Raw genomic sequence first — 23771 nt, forward strand, 5'->3', positions numbered from 1 at the left:
ATTCCTTATCCGGCGAAGGGCAGCCACGGGCTGGCCAGGATGACGGCCAATGTCAGTAACACTTGCGCGCCCAGCAGGTAAGCCTGTTTGCGCAGTAACTTGAGGGCGCCACGCCGGCGTTCGGTCCAGGGCCGGCTGGGGCGGTTGGCGGGTTGCAGGCCCAGGGTCTGTAGGGTCTGGTCCAGCTCGCCGGTACGTTCTATGTCCTTGGCCATCAGCGCAAACAGATCGGCGTCGAAGGCCACCCGTAGTGCCCAGTACTTTTGCAGCAGTCCGAGGATAATCATCCACAGGCTCAGCAGCAGGCAGATCGGCGTGATGCTGACCATCAACCATTGCGCCAGGCCAAACAGCACCCCGAGCAGGGTCAGGCCTGTGGATAACTGATCCAGGGAGCGGCCTCGGCGTAGCAGGCTGGCGACCACCTGGAGTTGCATATCAGCGGGCATAAGGCAGTGCTCCCAAGGCTTGACGATGATTGGCGTGCAGGACCACATCCGGTCGTGCTGTACGAATAATAGCCAGCGCTTCATCCACTGTGCTGGCGCGCCCGCTGTGCAGCAGCCAGGCCGCCACGGCGCTGGCGCTGCGGGAGTAGCCAAGGGCGCAGCACACCAGCAACGGCCCGTGTTCGCGCAAGCGCTCAATGGCTTGGGCCGCTTCCAGGCACTGCGCAGGTGTAGGGGCGGTCAGGTCGAGGACGGGCAGGGCATGGTATGCGCGGCCCTGTGGATAAATAGGCAGTTCGGCACACAGATCGACCACGGCACTGAATGAATTCAGCTGCGCTGGCGTCGGAATCCGCCCCAGCCACACGTTATCCACAACCCGGTCTGGCTGCGGATGCTTGCGCGTCCATAGCCGCGAGTTGAGCCACGCCGCCGCGAGATAAGGCGCATACAGCCAGCGTGCTGCCGGGCTGAGGCGGCCATCGGCGCGTTTCTGAAAGCCTGCGGCGCCCAGCAGCCAATAGTTGAGTGCCACCAGCAACACCGCGACGGCAGGCCACAGCAGCCATAACCAGGCGCCGCCCCCGGTAAAGGCGGCTATCGCCAGCCCCAGGGCGCCCAGTGCGTAACGCAACCCCAGGCGCCAGCGTTTCGGGTCTTTGGCCAGCCGCGCATTCAGCAGCGGGCTTGGATGATCCACCGGCCAGAGCCACACACACAGCCAGCCGGCCAGGGCGCCTGTGGGTAAGTCGATAAAGTGATGTTGGTAAGTGGTCAGCACCGAGATACCAATCAGCGCGAACCAGCCATGCACCAGCCAGCGCCACAGGCCTTGGCTATGCCGCTGGTACATGACCCACAGGATCACCAGCAAAGCGATATGCAGCGACGGCGCCTGGTTGAACGGTTTGTCGAACCCCGCCAGCACCGCGAACAGCCAACCGAACACGCCGTCCATTTCCGGCCGCTCAAAGGTGAAGCGCAACGGCCAGAGCAGGAAGCAACTTACGGCAATCACCTGAGCACTGAGCAGGCGCAGGGCATGTTGCTTGAGCTCATGGCGGCTGTTGGGCAGCAACAGGGAGAAACCGTAGAGCAGGTCGATCGACCAATAGGGCACGATGGTCCAGGCCCAGAACGGCATATGGGTTTCCCAGCCGAACACCAACGTGCCGACGTCGCTGCGCTGGCTGGTGACCCAGGTGGCAAAGCCGTAGGTGCTGAAAAACAGCGGCGCCAACAGCAGCAGCCACAGCAACGCGGGTTTGAAGAGGCCCGGTTCGCGCATGGTCAGATCTTCTGCGCCAGCGATACGCTGAAAATGCCCCACTCATCCACACGCTGGGTGATCTTGCGAAAGCCCGCCGCTGCCACCAGTTGATCCATTTCCGCCTGGCTGCGACGGCGCATCACCCAGGCCTGGCCCTGGCGATGGCTGGTCAGGGCACGGGCGATCAGTTCCAGTTGCGGGTGCCACGGTTGGCCGGTGTACACCAGGTAGCCACCGGGCTCCACGGCTTCGGCCAGGCCAGCGAGGGAACCTGCGACCATAGCGTTGTCGGCAAACAGCTCATACAGCCCGGACACCACCGCCAGCGTCGGCTTGGGCGCCAGTGCCGCCAGGTCGGCCCGGTCGAAGGCATCGCCTTTGACGAACTGCGCAATATCCCCCAGGCCTTTCTCGCGAATCAGCGCGCCACCGTCGCGCACGTTGATATCGCTGTAGTCGCGCAACAGGATCGATTCCGGCAGTGGGGAAACGCCCTGCAAGGCTTCCAGAATGTACCGACCGTGCCCTGCGGCGATGTCGACGATACGCACCTCGCGCCCGTCGTCCCGCAGCTGGGTCATGGCCAGGCGCAGCAACTCTTCGGCATGCAGCTTGCGCTGGCGGATCCCGCGCCAGCCAATGGAGTTCAGGTAGTTGGTATCGATCATCCGCCCTAGCGCGCCCTTACCGGTGGGGGTATTGCGGTACACGTAGTCCAGGGTGCTGCCCGAGTCGAAACCGGTGTCGAAGCCCAGCTTCACCCCCTCGGACAATTGGCGGCCCAGGCCCATGCTGGCGCGGGTCATGCGCCAGTACAGGTCGCGCAACGAGTTGCGCGGCAGCGGCGCGGCGAGGGCTTCGGATTCGGCGCAGGTCGCGCCGAGCTTGTCGGCATCCAGCAGGCTGGCGCGGTCCAGCGGGTGGGCAAAGTTTTGCAGGATAAAACGCCTGGCGCTGGCCAACGCCACGGCGCGCTCACGTTCGCCGAGGGTGTCGTGGAAAAAGCCGGGGAGGATGTGCAGTTCCTTTTTCAGGCTGCCAAGGCGCTCGAAGAACTGTTGCTGGGGTTTGCGATGCACCACAAAGTCCGAGCCGGAGATCAGCAGTTGGGTCGGCACCTGGATGGCCTGGGCATCGGCGACTACGCGGTCGGCCGCTTCGTACAGGCCCAGCAGCACATTCACCGAGATCGCCTTGGTGATCAGCGGGTCAGTGTCATAGGACGCGACACGCTCGGGGTCATGGCTGAGGAACTTGGCCTTGACGTAGCTGTTGACGAAAAAGTTGCCGCGAAAGCGCCGCATCAACGCCAGGCCCGGGCGGGCGAAGGGCACGTAGAGCTTGACCTTGAAGGCCGGGGAGGCAAGCACCAGGGCGCGGATGTTCGGCGCGTAGTCATGGACCCAGGTGGCGGCGATCACCGCGCCGACGCTTTGGGCGATGACGGCGAGGTTGTCTGGCGCGATGCCATAGGCGCTGCCGATATGGTCGCAGAAGGTCTGCACATCCCGCGCGCTGGTGGCAAAGCTTGGGCTGTCGCCACGCTCGCCGGGGGACTGGCCGTGGCCACGGGCGTCCCAGGCGAAGAAATCGAAGTGCGGCAGGTCCAGTTCATCCACCAGGTGTGCAATGCGCCCGGAATGCTCGTGGCCCCGATGGAACAGCAGGATCGCCTGGCGTGGCTCGGGCCCGGTGGCGGTGGTCGCGGGCCAATGCCGATAGAAAAGCTCTACGCCATCATGGGTGCTGAAGGTGTGCTGTTGCTGTTCGCGCATCGCAAGATCCTTATGCCGTCGGGGAGATGTCGGGTTGTTCTTTAAGGCCCTGGCGCACTCGATTGACCAGGGTATAGGCGAGCAGTGCAGCCACCAGCCACATCACCCCATCGACCCAGCCTGCGCCGAGCCAGCCCAGGGCCACGCCGGTGGCCAGCACACCGAGGACAAATGCACGATCACTCTTGCCCATGGGGCCGTCATAACGCCGCGAGGCACCGACCATGGGCCCGAGCACGCCGGCGTATTCGCTGAACACCGCCAGCAGCGTCACCAGCAACACCGGCGCCAGGCTGGCCCCGGGGATCAGCGCAAACGGCAGGATCAGCGCACTGTCGGCGATCACATCGCACAGTTCATTGAGGTAGGCGCCCAGGCGTGATTGCTGGCCGAACTCCCGGGCGAGCATGCCGTCGATGGCATTGAGGGCCATGCGCAGGATCATCCACAACGGGATCAATACGAACACCCAGGCGTACTGGGCGAAACCCGCGACCAGCAGGCCCACCAGCAACGATACGATCCCGGCCAGCACGGTGATCTGGTTGGCGGTGGTGCCGTTGTCATACAGGCGCTGCACCAGGGGCCGCAGCAGGTTTTGAAAACGCGGTTTGAGCTGATAGATCGAAATCATGAGAGTGACGCTTCCTTGTCCGTGATCCCGCGAAAAATCTGGTGTGAGTGTGACGATAAATCGCGGTGGGCACTAGTGATGGTTCCTACAAGGACTCAGGAAACCACGAAAATTCTCACAGCGTTGTAACGCCTCTCAGGCACCTCACTCTAGTGCTGTGTCGGGACTGAACAAACCGTTCAGCCGACCCCCTACAGACCCATGAGGAATACCACAATGAATATCAAGAATGCCGTTTCCGGTGCTGCCCTGGCCATTGCTGCCGCCACGATGTTTGCCGGTGTCGCGACCCAGGTCCAGGCGGCCGATGAAGCGAACGTGCATTGCTATGGCGTGACCTCCTGCAAAGGCATGAACGACTGCAAGACCGCCGAAAACGCCTGTAAAGGCCAGGCTGTCTGCAAGGGCCATGGCTTCAAGGCCATGACCAAGGCCGCCTGCGATGCGGCGGGTGGCAAAGTCGGCGAATAACCGCGAATACGTGATCCCGCAGCGGTGTGCACGTCGCTGCGGACACTTTCCAGGAGTTCGTCATGTCGCTATCGGTTCCTTGCCTGGGCTACGGCCTGGGATTACGCAGCACTTACTATCAACAGATTATCGAGCAGTCGCCGGATGTGGACTGGTTTGAAATCGTCTCCGAGAATTATCTGGTGCCGGGCGGCAAGGCCCTGTACTACCTGGACGCCATCGCCGAGCGTTATCCGTTGGTGATGCATGGGGTGTCCCTGTCGATCGGCGGGCCCCATGCCCTCGATAGGGATTACCTCAAGCAACTCAAGCAATTGGCCGACCGGGTCAAGCCGGCGTGGGTCTCCGATCACCTGTGCTGGAGCCGTGGCAACGCCCATCAACTGCATGACTTGTTGCCGCTGCCCTATACCGGGGAAAGCCTGCGCCACGTCGCGGCCCGTGTGCGGCAGGTACAAGATGTGTTGCAGCGGCCATTGGTGCTAGAAAACGTCTCCAGTTATGTGCGATCCCGGGACGATGAATTCACCGAGTGGGAATTCCTCAGCGCCTTGAGCCACCTCAGCGGTTGCGAGCTGCTGTTGGACGTCAACAACGTGTATGTCAGCTCGCGCAACCATGGCTTCGACCCCTGGACCTTTATTCGCAACCTGCCGCCGCAGAGCATCCGCCAACTGCATTTGGCCGGGCATATGGACTACGGCGACTACGTGGTCGATACCCATGACCATCCGGTGTGCGATCCGGTGTGGCAACTGTTTCAACAGACCCTGGAACACCTGGGGCCGGTGGCCACTTTGCTGGAGCGTGATGACCACTTCCCGCCGTTCGCCGAGTTGCTCGATGAGCTGGGCAAGGCCCGTGAGTTGGGGGCTGGCGCCTTGGCCCGGAGGTCGCTATGCGCCTGATCGACTGGCAGCTGGCATTTGAACGGCATCTCTTGGCAGAGGCTGGCAACTGTGGTTTTGCCAGCACCTTGATCGGTGGCCCGACCCTGGATGTCGAGACGGGCCTGGCGATCTATCACAACGCCTATCGGGCCCGTTTGCTGGAAGTGATGCAGGGGGATTTCCCGGCCGTGTGGCATTGGCTGGGGGATGATGAATTTGCCGGGTTGGTGGCGGCCTATGTGCAGCGCTATCCATCGGCGCATTTCAGCTTGCGCTGGCTGGGGCAACGGTTTGCAGACTTTATCGACGAGCATCTGGTCGCCGAACAAGCCGCCCCCCTGGTGGAGCTGGCGCGCCTGGAATGGGCCTTTACCCTGGCGTTTGATGCGCCTGCGGGCCAACCCCTGAGCCTGCCGGACATGACCCGGCTGGCGCCCGAGGCCTGGCCGTTGTTGCAGGTTGAGTGGGTGCCGGCGGTGCAGCAGGTGTTGTGTCGCTTCAACAGCCGGCAGATTTGGCGTGCGGTCAAGGCACAGGCTGGGTTTCCCGGCAGCCAGCCGTTGCCGCTGGCCGAGGTGTGTCTGATCTGGCGTGACCAGCAGGTGTGCCGCTACCGCAGCCTGGAGCCCGCCGAGGCATATGCCCTGGCCGGGATGGTCGACAAGGGGTGGACGTTTTCAGAACTGTGCGCCGAATTGGCAGTCACTTATCAAGAGGGCGCGCCGCTGCAAGCTGTTACCTGGTTGAAACAGTGGGTTCAGGACGGTTTGCTGCAATGTCGGGCACCATAGAATGGGGCTATTAAATCGATAGCCTGCTACTTTTTTATGGATGGTCTACCCTCATTTCAGACGTCTGAAACGAGGGGGACTACTCATGTTTGCGCAACTTCCACCGGCCTTACAGAATCTTCAGCTTCCGCTGCGTCTGCGACTCTGGGATGGCCATGAATTCAACCTGGGCCCGGAGCCCAGCGTCACCATCGTGGTCAAGGACCCGGTGATGGTGACGCAACTGAGCCATCCTACGCTCGACTCCCTGGGGTCTGCCTTCGTGGAAGGCAAACTGGAGCTGGAAGGCTCCATCAGTGATGTTATCCGGGTGTGTGATGAATTGAGCCATGCCCTGGTCGAGGAGGCTGAGCACACCGGAGCGGTGCGCTCGATCCACGACAAGGCCACGGACGCCGCCGCGATTTCCTACCACTACGACCTGTCGAACGAGTTCTACCAGCTCTGGCTGGACCGTGACATGGCCTATTCCTGCGGTTACTTCGAGACCGGCAGCGAATCCCTCGACCAGGCCCAACAAGACAAATTCCGCCACCTGTGCCGCAAGCTGCGCCTGCAGCCTGGGGAGTATCTGCTGGATGTCGGTTGCGGCTGGGGCGGGTTGGCGCGTTATGCGGCGCGTGAGTTCGGGGTCAAGGTGTTCGGCATCACCCTGAGCAAGGAACAACTGGCATTGGCCAGGGAGCGGGTGCTCGCCGAGGGCCTGGAAGACCGGGTGGAGCTGGCGTTGCTCGACTACCGCGACTTGCCACAGGACGGGCGGTTCGACAAAGTGGTCAGCGTCGGTATGTTTGAACATGTCGGCCACGCCAACCTGGCGCAGTACTGCCAGACCCTGTTTAGCGCCGTGCGTGAAGGTGGCCTGGTGCTCAACCATGGCATCACGGCCAAACATACCGATGGCCGCCCGGTGGGGCGTGGTGCCGGGGACTTTATCGAGCGTTACGTGTTCCCCAATGGCGAGCTGCCGCACCTGGTGATGATCAGCGCCGAAATCAGCGAAGTCGGCCTGGAAGTGGTCGACGTGGAAAGCCTGCGCCTGCATTACGCGCGCACCCTGGACCACTGGAGCGAGCGCCTGGAAGACAACCTGGAGGCGGCGGCAAACATGGTCCCGGCCCAGGCGCTACGTATCTGGCGCCTGTACCTGGCGGGTTGCGCATATGCGTTTGCCCGGGGCTGGATCAACCTGCACCAGATCCTGGCGGTCAAGCCCCATGCCGATGGCAGCCATGAGTTGCCGTGGACGCGGGAAGATCTCTACCGCTGAGATCTTTGGCTACGTTGAAATACTAAATGTGGGAGCTGAGCTTGTGTGGGGGCTGGCTTGCCTGCGATGCAGACACCGCGTTTTTTCAGTTACAACGCAGTGATGCAATCGCAGGCAAGCCAGCTCCCACATTTTGTCCGGTGCAATTTATAGGATGGGGGAAATCAACCGCGCCACGCGCATCCCCAGTTGCTGCAGGCGGCGGGTCTGCTGGCTTTCTTCCTGGCTGGTTTCGTGGGCCTGGGCGAAGTCGTCCAGCAGCATATGTTCCACTTCGCTGGCGAAGGCTTTATCGACAGTCAGCAACATCACTTCAAAGTTGAGGCGAAACGAACGGTTGTCCAGGTTCGCACTGCCGATGGCGCTGATTTCGCGGTCTACCAGCACCACTTTCTGATGCAAGAACCCCGGCTTGTAGCGGAATACCCGCACGCCGGCGCGCACCGCCTCAATCGCGTACAGGCTGGAGGCGGCGTAGACAATGCGATGGTCGGGGCGTGACGGCAGCAGCAGGCGCACGTCCACGCCGCGCAACACCGCCAGGCGCAGTGCGGCGAATACGGCTTCGTCAGGGATGAAATACGGGCTGGTGATCCACACCCGCTCAGTCGCCGCATGAATGGCTTCGACGAAAAACAGCGAGCAGGTCTCATACGGGTCCGCCGGACCGCTGGCCAGCAATTGGCAGAGTACGCCGTCATCGGCATAGGTGTCGGGCAGGATCAGCGGCGGTAGTTCACGCGCGGCCCAGAACCAGTCTTCGGCAAACGACTCCTGCAGGCACGCCACCACCGGGCCGCTGACTTGCACATGGGTGTCGCGCCAGGGGGCCAGCGGTGGTTTCTTGCCCATGTATTCGTCGCCGACGTTATGCCCGCCGACAAACCCGGTCAGGCCATCGACCACGACAATCTTGCGGTGATTGCGGAAATTTACCTGGAAGCGATTGAACCAGCCGCTGCGGGTGGCAAACGCCTTGATCTGCACCCCGGCGTCACGCAGCGATTGCACATAACCGTGGGGCAGGGAATGGCTGCCGATGCGGTCATACAGCACATAGATGGCCACACCCTCGGCGGCCTTGGCCTTGAGCAGGCTGTGCAGCTGGCGCCCCAGTTGATCGTCATGAATGATGAAAAACTGCACCAGCACCGCAGTCTTGGCAGCGCGGATGGCGTCGAAAATGGCGCTGAAGGTGGCGTCGCCATTGACCAGTAAACGTACCTGGTTATTGGCCAGGCACGGCATGCGTCCCAGCTTGGGCATGGCGCGCAGCGAGGCATAGGCGTGGGAGTTGCGCGCGGCCAGGGCTTCTTCGACCCAGGGGCGCCAGTTCAATTCGGTGATGGCCTTGTGCATTTCCTGGTTGGCCTGGCGCCGGGCCTGGATATAGGCATCGAAGCTGCTGCGGCCAAAGATCAGGTAGGGGATCAGCGTCAGGTACGGCATGAACATCAGCGACAGTGCCCAGGCAATCGAGCCTTGGGCGGTACGCACGGTCAGCACCGCGTGCAGGGCGGCCAGGGAGCCGAGAAAATGCAGGGTGGCGATAAAGTAGCCAAGCAAATGCGGGCCGAAGAAATCCATGGACAACGATACTCCTGACGATCCAATGCGTAACAGACCATGTTCGACGGCGATTGTCGCTATTTTATTGAGCATGCAACGCCGAGCGCTTTGCGACGTCTAACGCCGACAATTACCCAGGAGTTACCCGATGAATGCTCGTCTGCTTGGTTTGGCCATGGTTGTAGGGTTGACGCTGCCTGTGGCAGCGCAGGCGCAGATGTTGGCGCCGGGCTTGTGGGAATTGACCACCAGCAATATGAAAGTCGATAACCAGAACCTGCCGGACTTGTCGTTGATCCTCGGCCAACTGAAACAACAGATGACCCCGGAACAGCGCGCGATGCTGGAAAAACAGGGCATCACCATGGCCGGCAAAGGCGTGCAGGTCTGCCTGACGCCGGCCCAGGTGGCCTCCGATACCATCCCGCTGACCGACCCGCAATCGGGTTGCAAGCAAGAGGTAACCGACAAGACTGGCAACCAGTGGAAATTCCGCTTCAGCTGCCCGAAAGCCGAGGGCACGGGCGTGGCCACATTCCAGAGCCAGAAGGCATTCACCACCACGGTCAACGGTACTTTCAATGCCACCGGCGTGCAGCAGAACGGCAGCCTCGACACCCAGGCACAGTGGCTGGGCAACGACTGCGGCACGGTCAAGCCCCGCGCCTGAACGGCTCCTGGGTTTTAGCGCAGAAAATGCAGGGGCAGCCCCTGGCAACTGTCAATGACCTGCCCCTGGTGCCAGGCCACATGGCCTGACACCAGGGTAGTGCTGACGCTATGGCGAAAGCTGCGCCCGGCAAAGGGTGTCCAGCCGCAGCGGGCGAGGATCGGCTGGCTGCTCACCGGCTTGCCTGCGGGCTCGGGCTTGATCAGTACCAGGTCGGCCCAGTAGCCCTCGCGTAGATAACCCCGGTCAGGAATGGCGAACAGGTCGGCGACGCGATGGCTGGTTTTCGCCACCAGGGTGGTCAGGGGCAACAGGCCGTCAGCCACCAACTCCAGCAATGCGGGCAGCGCATGTTGCACCAGGGGCAATCCCGCAGGCGCTTCGCGGTATGCCCGTTGTTTTTGCTCCCAGGTATGAGGCGCATGGTCGGTGCCGATCACATCCAGGCGATCGCTCAGCAGTGCCAGGCGCAGGGCATTGCGGTCGGCGCGGGTCTTGATCGCCGGGTTGCATTTGATCTGGTGCCCAAGGCGGGCGTAGTCGCGGTCATCGAACAGCAGGTGATGCACGCACACTTCTGCAGTGATGCGTTTTTCTGCCAGCGGTTTGTCTTCAAACAGTGGCAGTTCCCGGGCGCTGGTCAGGTGCAACACATGCAGGCGCGTACCGTGGCGGCGCGCCAATTCCACGGCCAGGGACGAGGAGCGATAGCAGGCTTCGGCGTCGCGAATCAGTGGGTGGGCGACGGCGGGGATTGCCTCGCCAAACCGGTTTCGCAAACGTTGCTCATTGGCCTGGATGCTCGGCGTGTGTTCGCAATGGGCCAGGAGAATGGTCGGCACCTCGGCAAACAGGCGCTCTAGAACCCTTGGATCATCCACCAGCATATTGCCGGTGGAGGCGCCCATGAATACTTTGACCCCGGCGACCTGCCGCGGATCCAGGGCGGCCACGGTGTCGAGGTTGTCGTTGCTGACGCCAAAGTGAAACCCATAATTGGCCACCGAGTGCAGCGCGGCGCGGCGTTTCTTGTCGGCCAGGGCTTCCAGGGTCAGGGTCGCCGGTTGGGTATTGGGCATGTCCATGAAACTGGTGATGCCACCGGCCACCGCGGCGCGGGACTCGCTGTAGAAACTGCCTTTATCCGATGCCCCCGGTTCGCGGAAATGCACCTGGTCGTCGATCATGCCCGGCAGCAACCATTGGCCTTGGGCATCGATCTCGCTCTCGGCCGTTTGCCCCTGGAGACTACTGGCGATGTTTTCGATACGGCCGTTGGCGACCAGCACGTCGGCGTCGAATTCCCGGCCCTCATTCACCAGGCGTGCGTTGCGGATCAGCAGGCGGCTCATGTTCAGAACTCGTTTTGCAGGGCTTTGTAGCCACGCACCAGGTCGACATTGGTGCGCGCCACGTCTTCGGAAAACTCCGACGCGCTGACGCTGACGGGCGGGAACTGCGACAGGTCGGTATTGGGCCCGATACGGGTGGTGGACGGCACGTAGAAGGCGGCCGGCAAGTCACGGCCATCGACCACCGAGTTGTGCCGCACCACGCAGCCATCGCCGACCACGCAGTTGAACAGCACGCTGTTGAAGCCGATAAACACCCGGTCGCCGACGGTGCACGGGCCGTGGACAATCGAGCGATGGGCGATGGAGGTGAATTCGCCGATGGTCACCGCCGCCCCGGATTTGGAGTGGATCACCACGCCGTCCTGAATATTGGAGTTGGCGCCGATGGTGATCGGGTCCATGGCGCCGTCGGCGTTGACTTCGTCGGCGCGGATCACCGCATAGGGGCCGACAAATACGTTCTCGCCGATGATCACCTTGCCGCAGATGATCGCGGTTTTATCCACGTAGGCCGATTCGGCAATCACCGGCAGATCGCCGGAAGGGTTCTTGCGGATCATGCAGCAGGTTCCTTGAGGGGCGCGGTGAGGATATGCACTTGGTCGTCTTCGATGGCGTTGTAAAAGCAGGTGGGGCGGCCGGTATGGCAGGCCGGGCCTTGTTGGTCGACGATCAGCAAGATGGCATCGCCGTCGCAGTCCAGGCGTGCTTCGATCAATTGCTGCCAGTGGCCGGAGCTTTCGCCTTTGCGCCACAACTGCTGGCGTGAGCGTGACCAGTAGCAAACCTGGCCGCTGGTGAGGGTTTCGTCGAGGGCCCGGCGGTTCATCCAGGCCAGCATCAACACCTCGCCGCTGCCGTGTTGCTGGGCAATGGCGGCGATCAGTCCGTCACGGTTCCACGGCAAGGCCTCCAGCACCGGGGCCAGGGGAAAGCGGCTGCCCACGGCGGCGGCTTCCAGGTCGAGCATTGTCAGCTTCATGGTGTGCCCAAGGCCGCCCTCGTCCAACGGCTCTCGGCCACCGCGTCATGGGCGTGCAGGCTTTCGGCGTGGATGACCTTCAGGTGCAAGGCTTGCACCGTATCCAAACGTTTTAGCGCCAGATTCAGACGGCGAGCGGCGTCTTCGCAGAACATCAGGTTCTGGCCATTGGCCAAGGCGAAGGCTTGTTCATCGGCGCGTTTTACGGCGGTCTGTACGGCGGTGCCGAGGGCTGCTTCAGCCTGGTCAATCACGTCAGTCAGGGGCAAGGCTTGAACGCCTGGTTGCAGATGGACCTGCAACAGCGCACTGCTGCGTTGGCTATGGGGGGTGGCGACGATGCCGTTGGGGCTGCCCAGCCAGGCCAATACCTCTTCGTGTTGCAATGAGATGTTGGCGAAATCGTCGACAAATTGCTGTTGAATCAACTGCCTGGCGAGGGCGGCTGAGCACGGACAGGTTGAGGAGTAGCTCACGTCAATTTTTAGTTCCACGTGGAACATCTGTTTTTCCAGACGCGCTTCGATGGTCACTGGGTAGGTCTTCCAGCCTGATAGCGGGCTGACCAAGGCCGGGCGTTTAAGCAGCAAGTCGCTATGAATCCGCAGGTAGGCGCTGCTCGATAACCCTTCGTGGCTATCGAGGAATTGCTGCAACACCTGGCGCAACAGCGCCGGCCGCAGGTCTTGTTGCTCAAGCATTGCCAGCGCCAGGTACAGGCGCGACATATGAATGCCGCGCGCCGCGCCGTCATCCAGGCTCACGCCCGCATCGGCCTTGGCGCTCAAGCGTTGGCCGTCGATCAGGATAGGAAGGGCAATGCCACACATGCCCACCCAGTCGAGAGGCAAGGCTTGGCGAGAAGCCTGCGCGGCGATATCCGGCAGAGTCAGCGCATTCATGAGCAGGTCCGTCGTTGAAAATAATTCGACATGTTATATTATAACAATTGAATCGACGATTATTTTTCTACGACAGGCCTAGCACCCACTGATCCGGCTGCAGGTGAACTTGGCGCTGGAACCCCCCGAACTGGAAAACCGGTTGATCGTGGTCCAGCCCACACGCCGTGTGTAGCCGACCCACGCCTCACCGTCGGAGGCCAGCCCGGTAAAGAACGTCAATTGGCCATAGCGGCTATTAGTCTGCGCCCAGTAGCGCTTGCCGATCACCTCGAACCCGCGCAAATACGTGGTGTTGCCTGCGGTCGCGACACTGTAGGCATTGCCCTGGGCATCGACGCAGGCCAACAGGGTGGCACTGCGGGTGCAGGTGGCCAGCGGGCCGGGCACTTGGGCGCCGGCCTGGGTCGCCGTCAGCAGCAACACGCTGCATAACAGGTATCTCATCGCGGTTCTCGGGGCATGGAGGGGCTCAAGGATTGCGCCCTTCGTCGTGACGGGCAAGAGGGGATTGGCTTATTTGCATTGTTATACTATAACATAAAAGCACAGCCTGACCCGTGAACCGTCCCGATGACTGAACAAGACCTGCTTGCCCAACCGCCTGCGGATTACATGAATGAGGCCCAGCAAGCCTTTTTCCGCGAGCGGCTATTGGCCCAGCGCGATGACCTGCAAGCGCGCATCGAAGCCGAATTTATCGTGCTGCGCGAGCAAGAGCCCAACAGCGACCTCGCCGATATCGGCAGTGCCGAAGAACAGCGCCAGTGGCAATTGCGCCTGCTGGAGCGGGAAAAGAAGCTGCTGGACAAGATCGACGAAGCCCTTGAGCTCCTGGCGCGTGGTGAATACGGCTGGTGCCGCGAGACGGGCGAGCCGATTGGCCTCCAGCGTCTGTTGCTGCGGCCCACCGCCACCCTGTGTATCGAAGCCAAAGAACGTGAAGAGCTGCGCGAACGCCATCAACGGGCGATTTGACCGACCACCCTGATGAGGAACACCCGATGACCGACCGTCTACCCGTTACTGTGCTCTCCGGCTTTCTCGGCGCCGGTAAAAGTACGCTGCTCAATTACGTCCTGCGCAACCGCGAAAATCTGCGGGTGGCGGTGATAGTCAACGATATGAGCGAAATCAACATTGATGGCGCCGCAGTCCAGCGCGACGTCAGCCTCAATCGCGCCGAAGAAAAACTGGTGGAGATGAGCAACGGCTGCATCTGCTGCACCTTGCGCGAAGACTTGCTGGTCGAGGTAGGAAAGCTCGCCAGGGAGGGTCGGTTCGATTACCTGCTGATCGAATCCACCGGCATTTCCGAGCCGCTGCCGGTGGCGGAAACCTTCACCTTTCGCGATGAAAACGGCCAGAGCCTGGCGGATATTGCGCGGCTCGACACCATGGTCACCGTGGTCGACGGCATGAACTTCCTGCTCGATTACCAGGCGGCCGAAAGCCTGGCGTCCCGCGGCGAAACGTTGGGTGAGGACGATGAACGCTCCATCACCGACCTGCTGATTGAACAGATCGAGTTCGCCGACGTCATTCTGATCAGCAAGATCGACCTGATCAGCCGCCACGAACGTGAAGAACTGGTGGCCATCCTGGAGCGCCTGAATGCCCAGGCGCGCATTATCCCTATGGTGATGGGCGAGGTGCCGCTGGCCGAGATTCTCAATACCGGGCGTTTTGATTTTGAGCGCGCGGCCCAGGCGCCGGGCTGGTTGCAGGAGCTGCGCGGCGAACATGTGCCGGAAACCGAGGAATATGGCATCGCCTCCACGGCTTATCGGGCGCGCCGGCCATTCCATCCCCAGCGCTTTTTCGACTTTATCGACCGCCCGTGGAGCAATGGCAAGCTGCTGCGCTCCAAGGGGTTTTTCTGGCTGGCCAGCAAGCACCGTGACGCTGGCAGTTGGTCCCAGGCCGGTGGCCTGATGCGCCATGGTTTTGCCGGTCGCTGGTGGCGCTTTGTGCCGAAAAGCCAATGGCCCGAGGACCAGGAAAGCGTCGCGGCAATTATGGGTAACTGGCAACTGAGCACCGGCGATTGCCGCCAGGAACTGGTGTTTATCGGGCAGAACATCGATTTTGTGCAGATGCGTATGGAACTGGACGCGTGCCTGCTGACGGATGAAGAAATGGCCCTGGGCGCCGAAGGTTGGGGCCTGCTGGCCGATCCTTTTGGCCCTTGGTACGAGGAGGCAGCCGCCTGATGCTGGCACCTGTGATTCAACTGCGCCCGGTGATTCGCCAGACCCGTGGGGAAACCCCGTTGGCCCTCGCCGACATCCTGGATAACGGCGTCAACCTGGCGCTGTGGCAGCGCCAGTTGCCGCTGCACATCGCCGAGTTTGGCGCGTTGCTGGTCTCGCTGGGCGAGCCGCTCGCCGAGTCGCTGGTGGTGGAGTTGGACAGCGAAGACGCCGAACCCAACTTGCAGGGGCTGGCCGCAGGCTGTCGTGACCTTGAGGGCTACGAAGGCTTTATCGCTGATGTTGCCTGGCTGATCAGTGCTTTTGCCTGCCTGTTGGGCGCCAAGCGTATTGGCGTGCGGCTGAGGCTGCTGGACAAGGCCATGTGCCCGCGCTTTCACGTCGATCACGTGCCCGTGCGTTTGATCACCACCTATGCCGGCATCGGCAGCCAATGGCTGCGCGAAGGGGTGATGGACCGGCGCCAGTTGAGCCAGGCAGACGCGGAACCCCGCGAGCGTATCGAGCAGATCCACTGTGGCGAAGTCGCCCTGCTCAAGGGCGAAAAGTGGCGCGGCAATGAAGGCTATGGCTTGATTCACCGCTCGCCGACGCTGGCCGCCAACGAGCGACGGCTGATTCTGACGCTGGATTGGCTGGCATAACCGGGTAGGATCAAGCGTCTCTACACGGCCTGAATAATGTCCACGATGCTGCAGAATATTCCCACGCATGTGATTGCCGGCCCATTGGGGGCCGGCAAGACCAGTTTGATCAAACACCTGTTCACCCAGCGTCCGGCCAACGAGCGCTGGGCCGTGTTGATCAATGAGTTCGGGCAGATCGGCCTGGATGCCGCGCTGCTGACCCTGGATGACGACGGCATTGCCCTTGGCGAAGTGGCCGGTGGCTGTTTGTGTTGTGTGAACGGTGCGCCGTTCCAGGTAGGGCTGGGCCGCCTACTGCGTAAGGCCAAGCCGGACCGGCTGTTTATCGAGCCCTCTGGGTTGGGGCACCCGGCGCAATTGCTTGCGCAGTTGCGCCAGGCGCCCTGGCAAACCGTGCTTGCCGTCCAGCCTTGTGTGCTGGTACTCGACGCCCAGGCACTGGCGGCGGGCAGACCGTTGCCCGACGCGCAACGCGAGGCATTGGCCAGTGCCGGGTTGCTGGTGCTGAACAAGGAAGAAGGGCTGGACCCCGCGCAACGAACCGCGATCGAAAGGGCACTGCCGGCCTGCGAGGTTTACTGGGCGCGGCAGGCGCAGTTGCCATTGGCTCGGCTACCGGGGTTTGGCGCACAGGCCGGGGCGGCTGTGGATAACTTTCAAGTGCCCAAGGGAGTGGCGCAAATCCAGGCAATCTGGAGCGATCCGTGTGTGCCGATTTGCCTGCATCAGGCCCAGGAGGGGGGCTGGAGCATCGGTTGGCGCTGGCACCCGAGCCAGCAGTTCGCCCCCACGCTGCTGCGGCAATGCTTGCAGGGCCTGGACTGGCGTCGTGCCAAATTGGTTATCCACAGCGCCGCGGGTTGGGTCTCGGCCAACGCTGTGGATAACACCACGCTCACCTGGCAGCCCAGCGAATGGCGCCGGGACTCGCGCATCGAGCTGATCTTTCGCGAAGAGCAGGACGTGACAGCACTGCAAAAAGCCCTGGCCGCTTGCCGTCAGTGACGGCCCTTGCCGTGCTCCTGGCGCCACTGGCTCAGTTCAATCACTTCGGCGCTGGGCTGTGGTGTCTTTATTTCAAACGGGTAGGGCGCCAGTTCGATCTGCGCACTGTGGGCCCCAAACTGGGTGATGGTGCCGGGATGGCGGGCTTCGCCGGTCACGGTGAATTCAAAGTTGTAGACCCGCGCCAAACGCCGTCGGCCGCTGGCGTCCTTGACGAAACCGATGCGTTTCAAGGCCACGGCACCATCGAGCAGTTCGATGTCGAGCTTGGCGCAATGCTGTTTGACCCTCTCCAGCGCGCGCTCGCGCAAGCCGTGGTTGTGCCACACCCAGGCGGCAGTCGCCGCCAGCAGCATCAGCACAAAGATATTTCCCAGGGTCAGCATGCGATTTGCTCCAACAAAGTAAGGCCAGCTTAACTGTGTCTCCGGTCTGTCGTACAGGCTGCTTTTAGTCGCATACTGCGCGGCCAGAATTTAACGGTTTTACGGAAGTTTCCTGCATGAAACGTACTCCTCATCTGCTTGCGATCCAGTCCCATGTGGTCTTCGGCCATGCCGGCAACAGCGCCGCCGTGTTTCCCATGCAACGGGTGGGGGTGAATGTCTGGCCGCTCAACACTGTGCAGTTCTCCAACCATACCCAGTATGGCCAGTGGGCGGGAGAAGTGTTGGCGCCGCAGCAAATTCCTGCGCTGGTGGAGGGGATTGCGGCGATTGGCGAGCTGGGCAACTGCGATGCAGTGCTGTCCGGCTACCTGGGCAGCGCCGCCCAGGGCCGGGCGATCCTGAGCGGTGTGGCACGGATCAAGGCGATCAACCCCAAGGCCCTGTACCTGTGCGACCCGGTAATGGGCCACCCGGAAAAAGGCTGCATCGTGCCCCAGGAAGTCAGTGATTTTTTGCTGGACGAAGCGCTGGCCATGGCTGACTTCTTGTGCCCCAACCAATTGGAGCTGGACAGTTTTTGCGGGCGTAAACCGCAGTCGCTGTTCGATTGCCTGGGCATGGCGCGGGCCCTGCTGGCCCGTGGACCGAAAGCGGTGCTGGTCAAGCACTTGGATTATCCAGGCAAGCTGGCAGAGGGTTTCGAGATGCTGCTGGTGACGGCTGAAGGCAGTTGGCACCTGCGTCGGCCATTGCTGGCCTTTGCGCGCCAGCCGGTGGGGGTCGGCGACCTGACGTCGGGCCTGTTCCTGGCGCGGGTGTTGCTGGGCGACAGCCTGCTGGCGGCCTTTGAGTTCACCGCCGCAGCCGTGCACGAAGTACTGCTGGAAACCCAGGCGTGCGCCAGCTACGAGTTGGAATTGGTGCGGGCCCAGGACCGCATCGCCCATCCGCGTGTGCGCTTTGAAGCCACGCCGATCAGCCTCTAACACCACCAGCCCAATGTGGGGTCCACAGCCTGGGATCAGAGAGTGTCAGCCTTGATCTCCTGGTAGCGCTTCTCCAGCTCCTGGCGAACCTGCCGGCGCTGTTTGGCCTGGATAAACCGGCGCTTGTCTTCACTGCTCTGTGGCTGCAACGTGGGCACGGCGGTCGGTTTGCGGTCGTCGTCGACGGCGACCATGGTGAAGAAGCAACTGTTGGTATGGCGTACCGAACGCTCGCGGATGTTCTCGGTGACGACCTTGACCCCCACTTCCATCGACGTATTGCCGGTGTAGTTGACCGAAGCCAGGAATGTCACGAGCTCGCCCACATGGATCGGCTCGCGAAAAGTCACCTGGTCCACCGACAGTGTGACTACGTAGCGGCCGGCATAACGGCTGGCGCAGGCGTAGGCCACTTCGTCGAGGTATTTGAGCAGGGTGCCACCGTGGACATTGCCTGAAAAATTGGCCATATCAGGGGTCATCAATACCGTCATCGACAGCTGGGCGTTTCCGGGTTCCATAGCACACTCACGGTTGTAGGCATTGGTTGGGGGGCACCTCTGCGGATGCTGGAATCATTACAGCGCCATCCCTTACGGGACGCCGGGGCGGGGCTTGCCGTCACGCCCGGGTCGATCTGTTTCCATATATTGCACCGGCTTTCTGCCGCAAGTCGCGGTGTTACCCTTGAAAAGCTCATTTCAAGGGCATTTCTTACGAATAACACAGACTTTTCCTTCCGCACATTGCGCGCCGTTGTGGCGGCTGCGTGGAACCTGGGAACGTGCCAGTACCCTCAAGGAGCCCCTCGCCATGCACGCCATCAGCTTTATCCAGGACTTGGCGGTGATCATGCTCGTGGCAGGGGTGGTGACCATCCTGTTCCACCGTCTCAAGCAGCCGGTCGTCCTGGGGTACATCGTCGCCGGCTTTATCATCGGCCCGCACACCCCGCCATTCGGCCTGATCCACGACGAAGACACCATCAAGACCCTGGCTGAGCTGGGGGTGATCTTCCTGATGTTCTGCCTGGGCCTGGAGTTCAGCCTGCGCAAGCTGTTCAAGGTGGGCGCCACGGCGTTTATCGCGGCCTTCCTGGAAATCATCCTGATGATCTGGATTGGCTACGAAATTGGCCAATGGTTCGACTGGAACACCATGGACTCGCTGTTCCTCGGCGCGATCCTGGCGATTTCCTCGACCACCATCATCGTCAAGGCCCTCAACGACCTGAAGATGAAAAACCAGCGCTTTGCCCAACTGATCTTTGGCGTGCTGATCGTCGAAGACATTCTGGGCATTGGCATCATCGCCCTGCTGTCGAGTATCGCCGTCAGTGGCACGGTCAGTTCCGGCGAGGTGTTTTCCACGGTCGGCAAGCTCTCGCTGTTCATGATCGTGGCTCTGGTGATCGGCATCTTGCTGGTGCCACGGCTGCTGGCCTACGTGGCCAAGTTTGAAAGCAACGAGATGTTGCTGATCACCGTCCTGGGCCTGTGTTTCGGTTTTTGCCTGCTGGTGGTCAAGCTGGAGTACAGCATGGTGCTGGGCGCCTTCCTGATCGGTGCGATCATGGCTGAATCCCGGCAGTTGCTGAAAATCGAGCGCCTGATCGAGCCGGTTCGCGACATGTTCAGCGCGATCTTCTTTGTGGCCATCGGCTTGATGATCGACCCGCAGATCCTGCTGCAATACGCGTGGCCGATTGCGGTGATTACCGTGGCCGTGGTGCTGGGCAAGATGCTGTCCTGTGGCCTTGGCGCGTTTATCGCCGGTAACGACGGCCGCACCTCGTTGCGGGTGGGCATGGGGCTGTCACAGATTGGCGAGTTTTCTTTCATCATTGCGGCGCTGGGGATGACCTTGCAGGTCACCAGCGACTTTCTCTACCCGGTGGCGGTGGCCGTGTCGGCGATTACCACCTTGCTCACGCCGTACCTGATTCGTGGTGCCGACCCGTTGTCCTTGAAGATCGCGGCGGTGATGCCGCAGCGCCTGAGCCGGGTGTTTGGCCTGTATGGCGAATGGCTGCGCAGCATCCAACCCCAGGGCGAAGGCGCGATGCTGGCGTCGATGATCCGCAAGATCATCCTGCAGGTGGGGGTGAACCTGGCGCTGGTGGTGGCAATCTTCTTTACCGGCAGCTTTTTCGCCGCGCGGATTGGCGGGTATCTGCAAGGCTGGATCAGTGATCCAAGTTGGCAGAAGGCATTGATCTGGGGCGCTGCGTTGTTGCTGTCGCTGCCATTTTTGATCGCCGCGTATCGCAAGCTCAAGGCGCTGTCGATGTTGCTGGCGGAGATGAGCGTGAAGCCGGAAATGGCCGGGCGCCATACCCAGCGCGTGCGGCGAGTGATTGCCGAACTGATCCCGATCCTCTCGCTGTTGGTAATTTTTCTGCTATTGGCAGCCTTGTCGGCCAGTATCCTGCCGACCAACAAGTTGCTGGTGTTGATTGCCGTGGTGGCGGCGGCAGTGGCCGCCGTGCTCTGGCGCTGGTTCATCCGCATCCATACGCGCATGCAGGTAGCCTTGCTGGAGACCCTGGACAATCACAAGGACACGCCGGAGCACTGACCTTATGTGGCGAGGGGGCAAGCCCATCGCCACGTAAACCGGCTTGTCACAGGCTTGGGATCAGCTTTCCAGCCACACGTCCCGTGCCCAGTGCCACACCGACTCCCAGGACTCTTCGGTCACCAGTTCCTCTTCACCGGACCACAACACCACCGTGCCGTCTTCTTCGACGCAGTAGTAGTCGTCGCCGTCCTGGCAAATCGGGATCAGCTCGCGAGGCACGCCAAGATCCCAGGCATTGGCGGCGACTTCCGGCAGATAGGTGTGGGACTGGGGGTCGGTGATGGTCACCGGCTCCAGGCTGCCATACACCACATCGCTGACGGTCAGCAGGAATTCCTTGAATACAAACGGGATGTTGATAAACAGCTGTTCTTCGACTTCCACCAACTGGTCTTCGTCGGGCAGTTCCAGAGGAACCGGTACCGGTTCGTTGGCTTCACGCAATTGTTCGATGACTTCTTCCACGGCCGGGATCCTCATGCTAGATGGCGCGGTTTATAGGGGCGTTTTATACAGTAGCTCGCTATAAGTGCAACCGCGAAATAGAAAACCCGGTGAAGCCGGTTAAAACTGCTTTTCTAGCTTTAGGCTGATGCTGTTTTTGTCGTAGGAATAAAGCCAATCCACATTACTGACAACCTTGTTGTACTTGACCGTCAGGCTGGGCACCGCATCCAGCACCGCCAGGCGTGGGGCACGTAGGATAAAGGTGTAGCCTTGTTCTTTCTCATTGCGTCGGTCATCGACGATAGCGCTGTAGGCATCGTATTGGCGTTTGCGGTACGAGGCGAACAGCACGGCGCTGACGCCCACCTCGAAATCCTTCGCCACCCCTAGCCGCACGCCCTTTTGCAGGTAGGCCGCCGTGCGGTCCTGGGTGTTGCGGTCGCTCAGGTCTACGCCGCCGAACAGCGTCCACCGCTGGGGCAGGGCCTGCCACAGGGTGGCGTAGACCGAACTGATGCCGCCGTCGAGGTTGCTATTGATCTCGTGTTTGTAGGCCATGTCCTTGTATTCGCCTTCCAGCTTGAACATACGTGTGGCCGACAGTGTATGAATCCATTCGCCGCGCAGCCCCCAGGCGCTATACATGGCGTTGTCACCAATCGTATTGAATTCAAACGACGGCCCGAGGGCGTACTGGTTTTTGGCGTCGTGGTAGCTATAGCCGGCGTTATTGATGAGGGTGCCTTCGTTGTACTTGCTCTGTTTTTCATAGGCCTGGCCATAGAGCAGCGAGCGCATGAACACCCCGTGATGGCCGCTGATGGCCACGCGTTTGTTGAGCGTGGCCTCGTAGTCCGCGCCGTGGGCAGACACGGCCTTGGGCAGTGAGCGTTTGACGTAGATGGTTTCGTCGGGGGTGACGTAGCGATAAGTCACCTCGCTTTCCGGGGACTGGTTGAGGTTGTAACCCCAGGTCGGGCCGATAGCCAGGGAGCCCTGCCAGTCTTCACGGTGGTCCAGGGCCTGGATAAAACTGTCGACGGTCTTGCCCACGCCCATGGCTTGCGCGTCAGCTGGGCTGAGGCTGCTGCTGATCTGCTGGAATACGCTGTTGGACTCGCCATCCTTGCGGTTCTCGAACAACACCCGCGCCAGTTCCAGGCGCCCGGGCAGGAAGTCGGCCTGCAATGCCAGCAACTGGCGGTATTGGCTTTCGGCCTGTTCAAGATCGCCATCGGCGCGGGCCAGGCCGCCCTTGGCATAGGCGGTGAGCATCGGGTCGTGGCCGGGCAGGGCGGTGTAGCGCCTAAGGTAATCCCTGGCTTGCGGCCATTGCTGGCGCTCGATGGACAGGTACACCGCGCGGCCCAGTTCATCGAGGTTGTTGCCCACGCTGTAGGTCTGCCCATCGATATTCAACAGCGGCGGTGCGCCGTCGCTGGGCAGTTCATCCTTGAGCAGCTCGCGCTCTTGCTGGTTGGCGCGGTATTCGATGGTCTGGTTCAGGCGCAGGCGGGTGTCCTGGTCGGCGGCAAAAACCCTCGGGGCCATGGACAGCAGCAGAAAAAAGGGCAGAACGTGGAGCGTAAGGGATCGCATGCAGTAGGGCTGGGGCATTACCGGGCTCTCGGGATCGCTTCAAAACGCCAAAAGCAAGTGCCTGGGGGCAGGCACTTGCTTGGGTGGTGCTACAACAGGTTCAACGGGCGATTACTTGGCGACGCCACCGAAGGCGGTGTCGTAGTTGCGGTCGGTGAACTTGGCGATACCGGCCAGCGACGCGGTAGAGCCTGCGCCGAAGAAGCTGCCTTGTGAGGTGCCGGACGAAAGCAGTGCATTGGTTGCGGTATTACGCGCCTGGGCAGTACCGGCGAAGCCTGCGGTGGCGGTGTCGATGGCTGCGGTGACTTGAACTTTAAGCGCGCTGTTGCTCAGCGAGCCGGTCAAGGTGGGTGTCGCGTTGCCGAACGAGGCGGTCAGGTCGCCAGACAGCACATTCGCCCCGGAGTAGTTGTTGATGCCCTGTACTGCATAGGTCACGTTGGCTGTTGGCAATACACGGCCGGTGGTGTCGCCAGAGTAGTACACGACACGGGTCGGGTCGTTGGTGGCGCCGGTCTGCGACCATTCGCCGTAGTACACCTGCTGGTTGGCGACTTGTTTGAAGTCGAAGTTGCCAAGGGCGGAGTGAGAGGCTGGCATCATTGCCGGGGTAATGGTTGTCACCCCATTGGTGTCAGTGGCCACCATGCCTTTGAGGCCGCTGAACGGCACTTTTGCGCCACCGTAGAACGCGAGGACGCCCACGGCGGGCTGGCCTGGCGAGCTTGGGTGGTTAGGCGATGTGGCGCCCGTGCCGCCGACGACGATAGTACCGGTGTAACTTTGCGCGGAAGAAGTGTCTGCCTGGGCAACGCCGGCTAGACCCAGAAGTGCCACTGCCAATACTGTGTAGTTGAAAGATTTCATTTCATCA

The 23771-nt window shown here is 61.5% G+C and carries 26 protein-coding genes; 11 read left to right on the forward strand and 15 right to left on the reverse strand.

Annotated features, from left to right (window positions below):
- Positions 1-5: 5 nt before the first annotated feature.
- Genes AO268_RS31750 through AO268_RS31765 form a run of 4 tightly spaced genes read right to left on the reverse strand, consistent with a single transcriptional unit; the run spans position 6 to position 4128 of the window.
- A complete protein-coding gene (locus AO268_RS31750) occupies positions 6-449 on the reverse strand; it encodes a hypothetical protein (protein WP_076963057.1) in 444 nt (147 codons plus the stop codon).
- The gene (locus AO268_RS31755; RefSeq protein WP_076963058.1) at positions 439-1737 is read right to left on the reverse strand and encodes a phosphatase PAP2/dual specificity phosphatase family protein; all 1299 of its coding nucleotides are present in this window, start codon (positions 1735-1737) and stop codon (positions 439-441) included. The genes AO268_RS31750 and AO268_RS31755 overlap by 11 nt, the downstream gene beginning before the upstream one ends.
- 2 nt (positions 1738-1739) lie before the next feature.
- Complete coding sequence (locus AO268_RS31760; protein WP_099170867.1) at positions 1740-3494, reverse strand: bifunctional alpha/beta hydrolase/class I SAM-dependent methyltransferase; 1755 nt, start codon at positions 3492-3494, stop codon at positions 1740-1742.
- Positions 3495-3504: 10 nt separating this feature from the next.
- Positions 3505-4128 carry a CDP-alcohol phosphatidyltransferase family protein gene (locus AO268_RS31765; RefSeq protein WP_099170868.1) on the reverse strand — a complete coding sequence of 208 codons (624 nt, stop codon included), beginning with the start codon at positions 4126-4128 and terminating at the stop codon, positions 3505-3507.
- A gap of 216 nt (positions 4129-4344) precedes the next feature.
- Between AO268_RS31765 and bufA2 the strand changes: the two genes are divergently transcribed.
- The 4 genes from bufA2 (at position 4345) to cfaB (ending at position 7550) form a co-directional block, all read left to right on the forward strand.
- Positions 4345-4599 (forward strand): BufA2 family periplasmic bufferin-type metallophore, encoded by a 255-nt coding sequence (bufA2, locus tag AO268_RS31770; protein WP_076963061.1) that lies wholly within the window; start codon positions 4345-4347, stop codon positions 4597-4599.
- A gap of 62 nt (positions 4600-4661) precedes the next feature.
- Entirely contained in the window at positions 4662-5507 is an 846-nt protein-coding gene (bufB, locus tag AO268_RS31775) for an MNIO family bufferin maturase (RefSeq protein ID WP_099170869.1), read from the forward strand.
- Positions 5498-6280: an HvfC/BufC N-terminal domain-containing protein gene (locus tag AO268_RS31780; RefSeq protein WP_099170870.1), complete on the forward strand. Its 783-nt coding sequence runs from the start codon at positions 5498-5500 to the stop codon at positions 6278-6280. Before bufB ends, AO268_RS31780 begins: the two co-directional genes overlap by 10 nt.
- Positions 6281-6365: 85 nt before the next feature.
- The gene (cfaB, locus tag AO268_RS31785) at positions 6366-7550 is read left to right on the forward strand and encodes a C17 cyclopropane fatty acid synthase CfaB (RefSeq protein ID WP_076963064.1); all 1185 of its coding nucleotides are present in this window, start codon (positions 6366-6368) and stop codon (positions 7548-7550) included.
- A gap of 147 nt (positions 7551-7697) precedes the next feature.
- Here the strand turns inward: cfaB and cls are convergent, their stop codons facing one another.
- Positions 7698-9137 carry a cardiolipin synthase gene (cls, locus tag AO268_RS31790; protein WP_099170871.1) on the reverse strand — a complete coding sequence of 480 codons (1440 nt, stop codon included), beginning with the start codon at positions 9135-9137 and terminating at the stop codon, positions 7698-7700.
- A gap of 130 nt (positions 9138-9267) precedes the next feature.
- On the opposite strand from cls, the gene AO268_RS31795 reads away from it, so the two are divergent.
- A complete protein-coding gene (locus AO268_RS31795; protein ID WP_099170872.1) occupies positions 9268-9789 on the forward strand; it encodes a DUF3617 domain-containing protein in 522 nt (173 codons plus the stop codon).
- A 14-nt stretch (positions 9790-9803) separates the two neighbouring features.
- Here AO268_RS31795 and AO268_RS31800 read toward each other — a convergent pair whose 3' ends face one another.
- The 5 genes from AO268_RS31800 to AO268_RS31820 all read right to left on the reverse strand — a co-directional run bounded on the left by AO268_RS31800 (position 9804) and on the right by AO268_RS31820 (position 13475).
- Positions 9804-11141, reverse strand: a complete 1338-nt coding sequence (locus AO268_RS31800) for a dihydroorotase (protein ID WP_099170873.1) — start codon at positions 11139-11141, stop codon at positions 9804-9806.
- Positions 11142-11143: 2 nt separating this feature from the next.
- Positions 11144-11704, reverse strand: a complete 561-nt coding sequence (locus AO268_RS31805; RefSeq protein ID WP_076963068.1) for a gamma carbonic anhydrase family protein — start codon at positions 11702-11704, stop codon at positions 11144-11146.
- Entirely contained in the window at positions 11701-12126 is a 426-nt protein-coding gene (gene hisI / locus AO268_RS31810) for a phosphoribosyl-AMP cyclohydrolase (RefSeq protein ID WP_076963069.1), read from the reverse strand. Before hisI ends, AO268_RS31805 begins: the two co-directional genes overlap by 4 nt.
- Positions 12123-13028: a GTP cyclohydrolase FolE2 gene (gene folE2, locus AO268_RS31815; RefSeq protein ID WP_099170874.1), complete on the reverse strand. Its 906-nt coding sequence runs from the start codon at positions 13026-13028 to the stop codon at positions 12123-12125. Before folE2 ends, hisI begins: the two co-directional genes overlap by 4 nt.
- Positions 13029-13106: 78 nt before the next feature.
- Complete coding sequence (locus AO268_RS31820; RefSeq protein WP_099170875.1) at positions 13107-13475, reverse strand: glutamine synthetase; 369 nt, start codon at positions 13473-13475, stop codon at positions 13107-13109.
- A 126-nt stretch (positions 13476-13601) separates the two neighbouring features.
- On the opposite strand from AO268_RS31820, the gene dksA reads away from it, so the two are divergent.
- Genes dksA through AO268_RS31840 form a run of 4 tightly spaced genes read left to right on the forward strand, consistent with a single transcriptional unit; the run spans position 13602 to position 16893 of the window.
- Entirely contained in the window at positions 13602-14006 is a 405-nt protein-coding gene (gene dksA / locus AO268_RS31825) for an RNA polymerase-binding protein DksA (RefSeq protein WP_099170876.1), read from the forward strand.
- Between the two features lie 26 nt (positions 14007-14032).
- Positions 14033-15241 (forward strand): zinc metallochaperone GTPase ZigA, encoded by a 1209-nt coding sequence (gene zigA / locus AO268_RS31830; protein WP_076963073.1) that lies wholly within the window; start codon positions 14033-14035, stop codon positions 15239-15241.
- Positions 15241-15885, forward strand: a complete 645-nt coding sequence (locus AO268_RS31835) for a DUF1826 domain-containing protein (protein ID WP_099170877.1) — start codon at positions 15241-15243, stop codon at positions 15883-15885. The genes zigA and AO268_RS31835 overlap by 1 nt, the downstream gene beginning before the upstream one ends.
- 45 nt (positions 15886-15930) lie before the next feature.
- A complete protein-coding gene (locus AO268_RS31840; RefSeq protein ID WP_099170878.1) occupies positions 15931-16893 on the forward strand; it encodes a CobW family GTP-binding protein in 963 nt (320 codons plus the stop codon).
- On the opposite strand, the gene AO268_RS31845 is transcribed toward AO268_RS31840, so the two are convergent.
- Complete coding sequence (locus AO268_RS31845) at positions 16887-17279, reverse strand: DUF3301 domain-containing protein (RefSeq protein WP_099170879.1); 393 nt, start codon at positions 17277-17279, stop codon at positions 16887-16889. The genes AO268_RS31840 and AO268_RS31845 overlap by 7 nt on opposite strands.
- Positions 17280-17395: 116 nt before the next feature.
- On the opposite strand from AO268_RS31845, the gene pdxY reads away from it, so the two are divergent.
- Positions 17396-18268: a pyridoxal kinase PdxY gene (pdxY, locus tag AO268_RS31850; RefSeq protein ID WP_076963077.1), complete on the forward strand. Its 873-nt coding sequence runs from the start codon at positions 17396-17398 to the stop codon at positions 18266-18268.
- Between the two features lie 35 nt (positions 18269-18303).
- On the opposite strand, the gene AO268_RS31855 is transcribed toward pdxY, so the two are convergent.
- Positions 18304-18789, reverse strand: a complete 486-nt coding sequence (locus tag AO268_RS31855) for an acyl-CoA thioesterase (protein ID WP_076963078.1) — start codon at positions 18787-18789, stop codon at positions 18304-18306.
- 292 nt (positions 18790-19081) lie between these two features.
- Here AO268_RS31855 and AO268_RS31860 point away from each other — a divergent pair, with 292 nt between their 5' ends.
- Positions 19082-20845 (forward strand): cation:proton antiporter, encoded by a 1764-nt coding sequence (locus AO268_RS31860; RefSeq protein ID WP_076963079.1) that lies wholly within the window; start codon positions 19082-19084, stop codon positions 20843-20845.
- Between the two features lie 60 nt (positions 20846-20905).
- Here AO268_RS31860 and AO268_RS31865 read toward each other — a convergent pair whose 3' ends face one another.
- The 3 genes from AO268_RS31865 to AO268_RS31875 form a co-directional block, all read right to left on the reverse strand.
- Complete coding sequence (locus tag AO268_RS31865) at positions 20906-21313, reverse strand: SMI1/KNR4 family protein (protein ID WP_099170880.1); 408 nt, start codon at positions 21311-21313, stop codon at positions 20906-20908.
- 99 nt (positions 21314-21412) lie between these two features.
- Complete coding sequence (locus tag AO268_RS31870; protein WP_236309575.1) at positions 21413-22846, reverse strand: surface lipoprotein assembly modifier; 1434 nt, start codon at positions 22844-22846, stop codon at positions 21413-21415.
- A 159-nt stretch (positions 22847-23005) separates the two neighbouring features.
- Positions 23006-23764 (reverse strand): Slam-dependent surface lipoprotein, encoded by a 759-nt coding sequence (locus AO268_RS31875; protein ID WP_076963080.1) that lies wholly within the window; start codon positions 23762-23764, stop codon positions 23006-23008.
- Positions 23765-23771: the final 7 nt, after the last annotated feature.

The sequence above is a fragment of the Pseudomonas sp. ICMP 8385 genome (assembly GCF_002699915.1).
GTDB lineage: Bacteria > Pseudomonadota > Gammaproteobacteria > Pseudomonadales > Pseudomonadaceae > Aquipseudomonas > Aquipseudomonas gessardii.

Bases quoted from the DNA above. Each gene is read 5' to 3' on its own strand.
- AO268_RS31750 (WP_076963057.1), bottom strand. From the start codon at position 449: ATGCCCGCTGATATGCAACTCCAGGTGGTCGCCAGCCTGCTACGCCGA.
- AO268_RS31755 (WP_076963058.1), bottom strand. From the start codon at position 1,737: ATGCGCGAACCGGGCCTCTTCAAACCCGCGTTGCTGTGGCTGCTGCTG.
- AO268_RS31760 (WP_099170867.1), bottom strand. From the start codon at position 3,494: ATGCGCGAACAGCAACAGCACACCTTCAGCACCCATGATGGCGTAGAG.
- AO268_RS31765 (WP_099170868.1), bottom strand. From the start codon at position 4,128: ATGATTTCGATCTATCAGCTCAAACCGCGTTTTCAAAACCTGCTGCGG.
- bufA2 (WP_076963061.1), top strand. From the start codon at position 4,345: ATGAATATCAAGAATGCCGTTTCCGGTGCTGCCCTGGCCATTGCTGCC.
- bufB (WP_099170869.1), top strand. From the start codon at position 4,662: ATGTCGCTATCGGTTCCTTGCCTGGGCTACGGCCTGGGATTACGCAGC.
- AO268_RS31780 (WP_099170870.1), top strand. From the start codon at position 5,498: ATGCGCCTGATCGACTGGCAGCTGGCATTTGAACGGCATCTCTTGGCA.
- cfaB (WP_076963064.1), top strand. From the start codon at position 6,366: ATGTTTGCGCAACTTCCACCGGCCTTACAGAATCTTCAGCTTCCGCTG.
- cls (WP_099170871.1), bottom strand. From the start codon at position 9,137: ATGGATTTCTTCGGCCCGCATTTGCTTGGCTACTTTATCGCCACCCTG.
- AO268_RS31795 (WP_099170872.1), top strand. From the start codon at position 9,268: ATGAATGCTCGTCTGCTTGGTTTGGCCATGGTTGTAGGGTTGACGCTG.
- AO268_RS31800 (WP_099170873.1), bottom strand. From the start codon at position 11,141: ATGAGCCGCCTGCTGATCCGCAACGCACGCCTGGTGAATGAGGGCCGG.
- AO268_RS31805 (WP_076963068.1), bottom strand. From the start codon at position 11,704: ATGATCCGCAAGAACCCTTCCGGCGATCTGCCGGTGATTGCCGAATCG.
- hisI (WP_076963069.1), bottom strand. From the start codon at position 12,126: ATGAAGCTGACAATGCTCGACCTGGAAGCCGCCGCCGTGGGCAGCCGC.
- folE2 (WP_099170874.1), bottom strand. From the start codon at position 13,028: ATGAATGCGCTGACTCTGCCGGATATCGCCGCGCAGGCTTCTCGCCAA.
- AO268_RS31820 (WP_099170875.1), bottom strand. From the start codon at position 13,475: ATGAGATACCTGTTATGCAGCGTGTTGCTGCTGACGGCGACCCAGGCC.
- dksA (WP_099170876.1), top strand. From the start codon at position 13,602: ATGACTGAACAAGACCTGCTTGCCCAACCGCCTGCGGATTACATGAAT.
- zigA (WP_076963073.1), top strand. From the start codon at position 14,033: ATGACCGACCGTCTACCCGTTACTGTGCTCTCCGGCTTTCTCGGCGCC.
- AO268_RS31835 (WP_099170877.1), top strand. From the start codon at position 15,241: ATGCTGGCACCTGTGATTCAACTGCGCCCGGTGATTCGCCAGACCCGT.
- AO268_RS31840 (WP_099170878.1), top strand. From the start codon at position 15,931: ATGCTGCAGAATATTCCCACGCATGTGATTGCCGGCCCATTGGGGGCC.
- AO268_RS31845 (WP_099170879.1), bottom strand. From the start codon at position 17,279: ATGCTGACCCTGGGAAATATCTTTGTGCTGATGCTGCTGGCGGCGACT.
- pdxY (WP_076963077.1), top strand. From the start codon at position 17,396: ATGAAACGTACTCCTCATCTGCTTGCGATCCAGTCCCATGTGGTCTTC.
- AO268_RS31855 (WP_076963078.1), bottom strand. From the start codon at position 18,789: ATGGAACCCGGAAACGCCCAGCTGTCGATGACGGTATTGATGACCCCT.
- AO268_RS31860 (WP_076963079.1), top strand. From the start codon at position 19,082: ATGCACGCCATCAGCTTTATCCAGGACTTGGCGGTGATCATGCTCGTG.
- AO268_RS31870 (WP_236309575.1), bottom strand. From the start codon at position 22,846: ATGGCCCCGAGGGTTTTTGCCGCCGACCAGGACACCCGCCTGCGCCTG.
- AO268_RS31875 (WP_076963080.1), bottom strand. From the start codon at position 23,764: ATGAAATCTTTCAACTACACAGTATTGGCAGTGGCACTTCTGGGTCTA.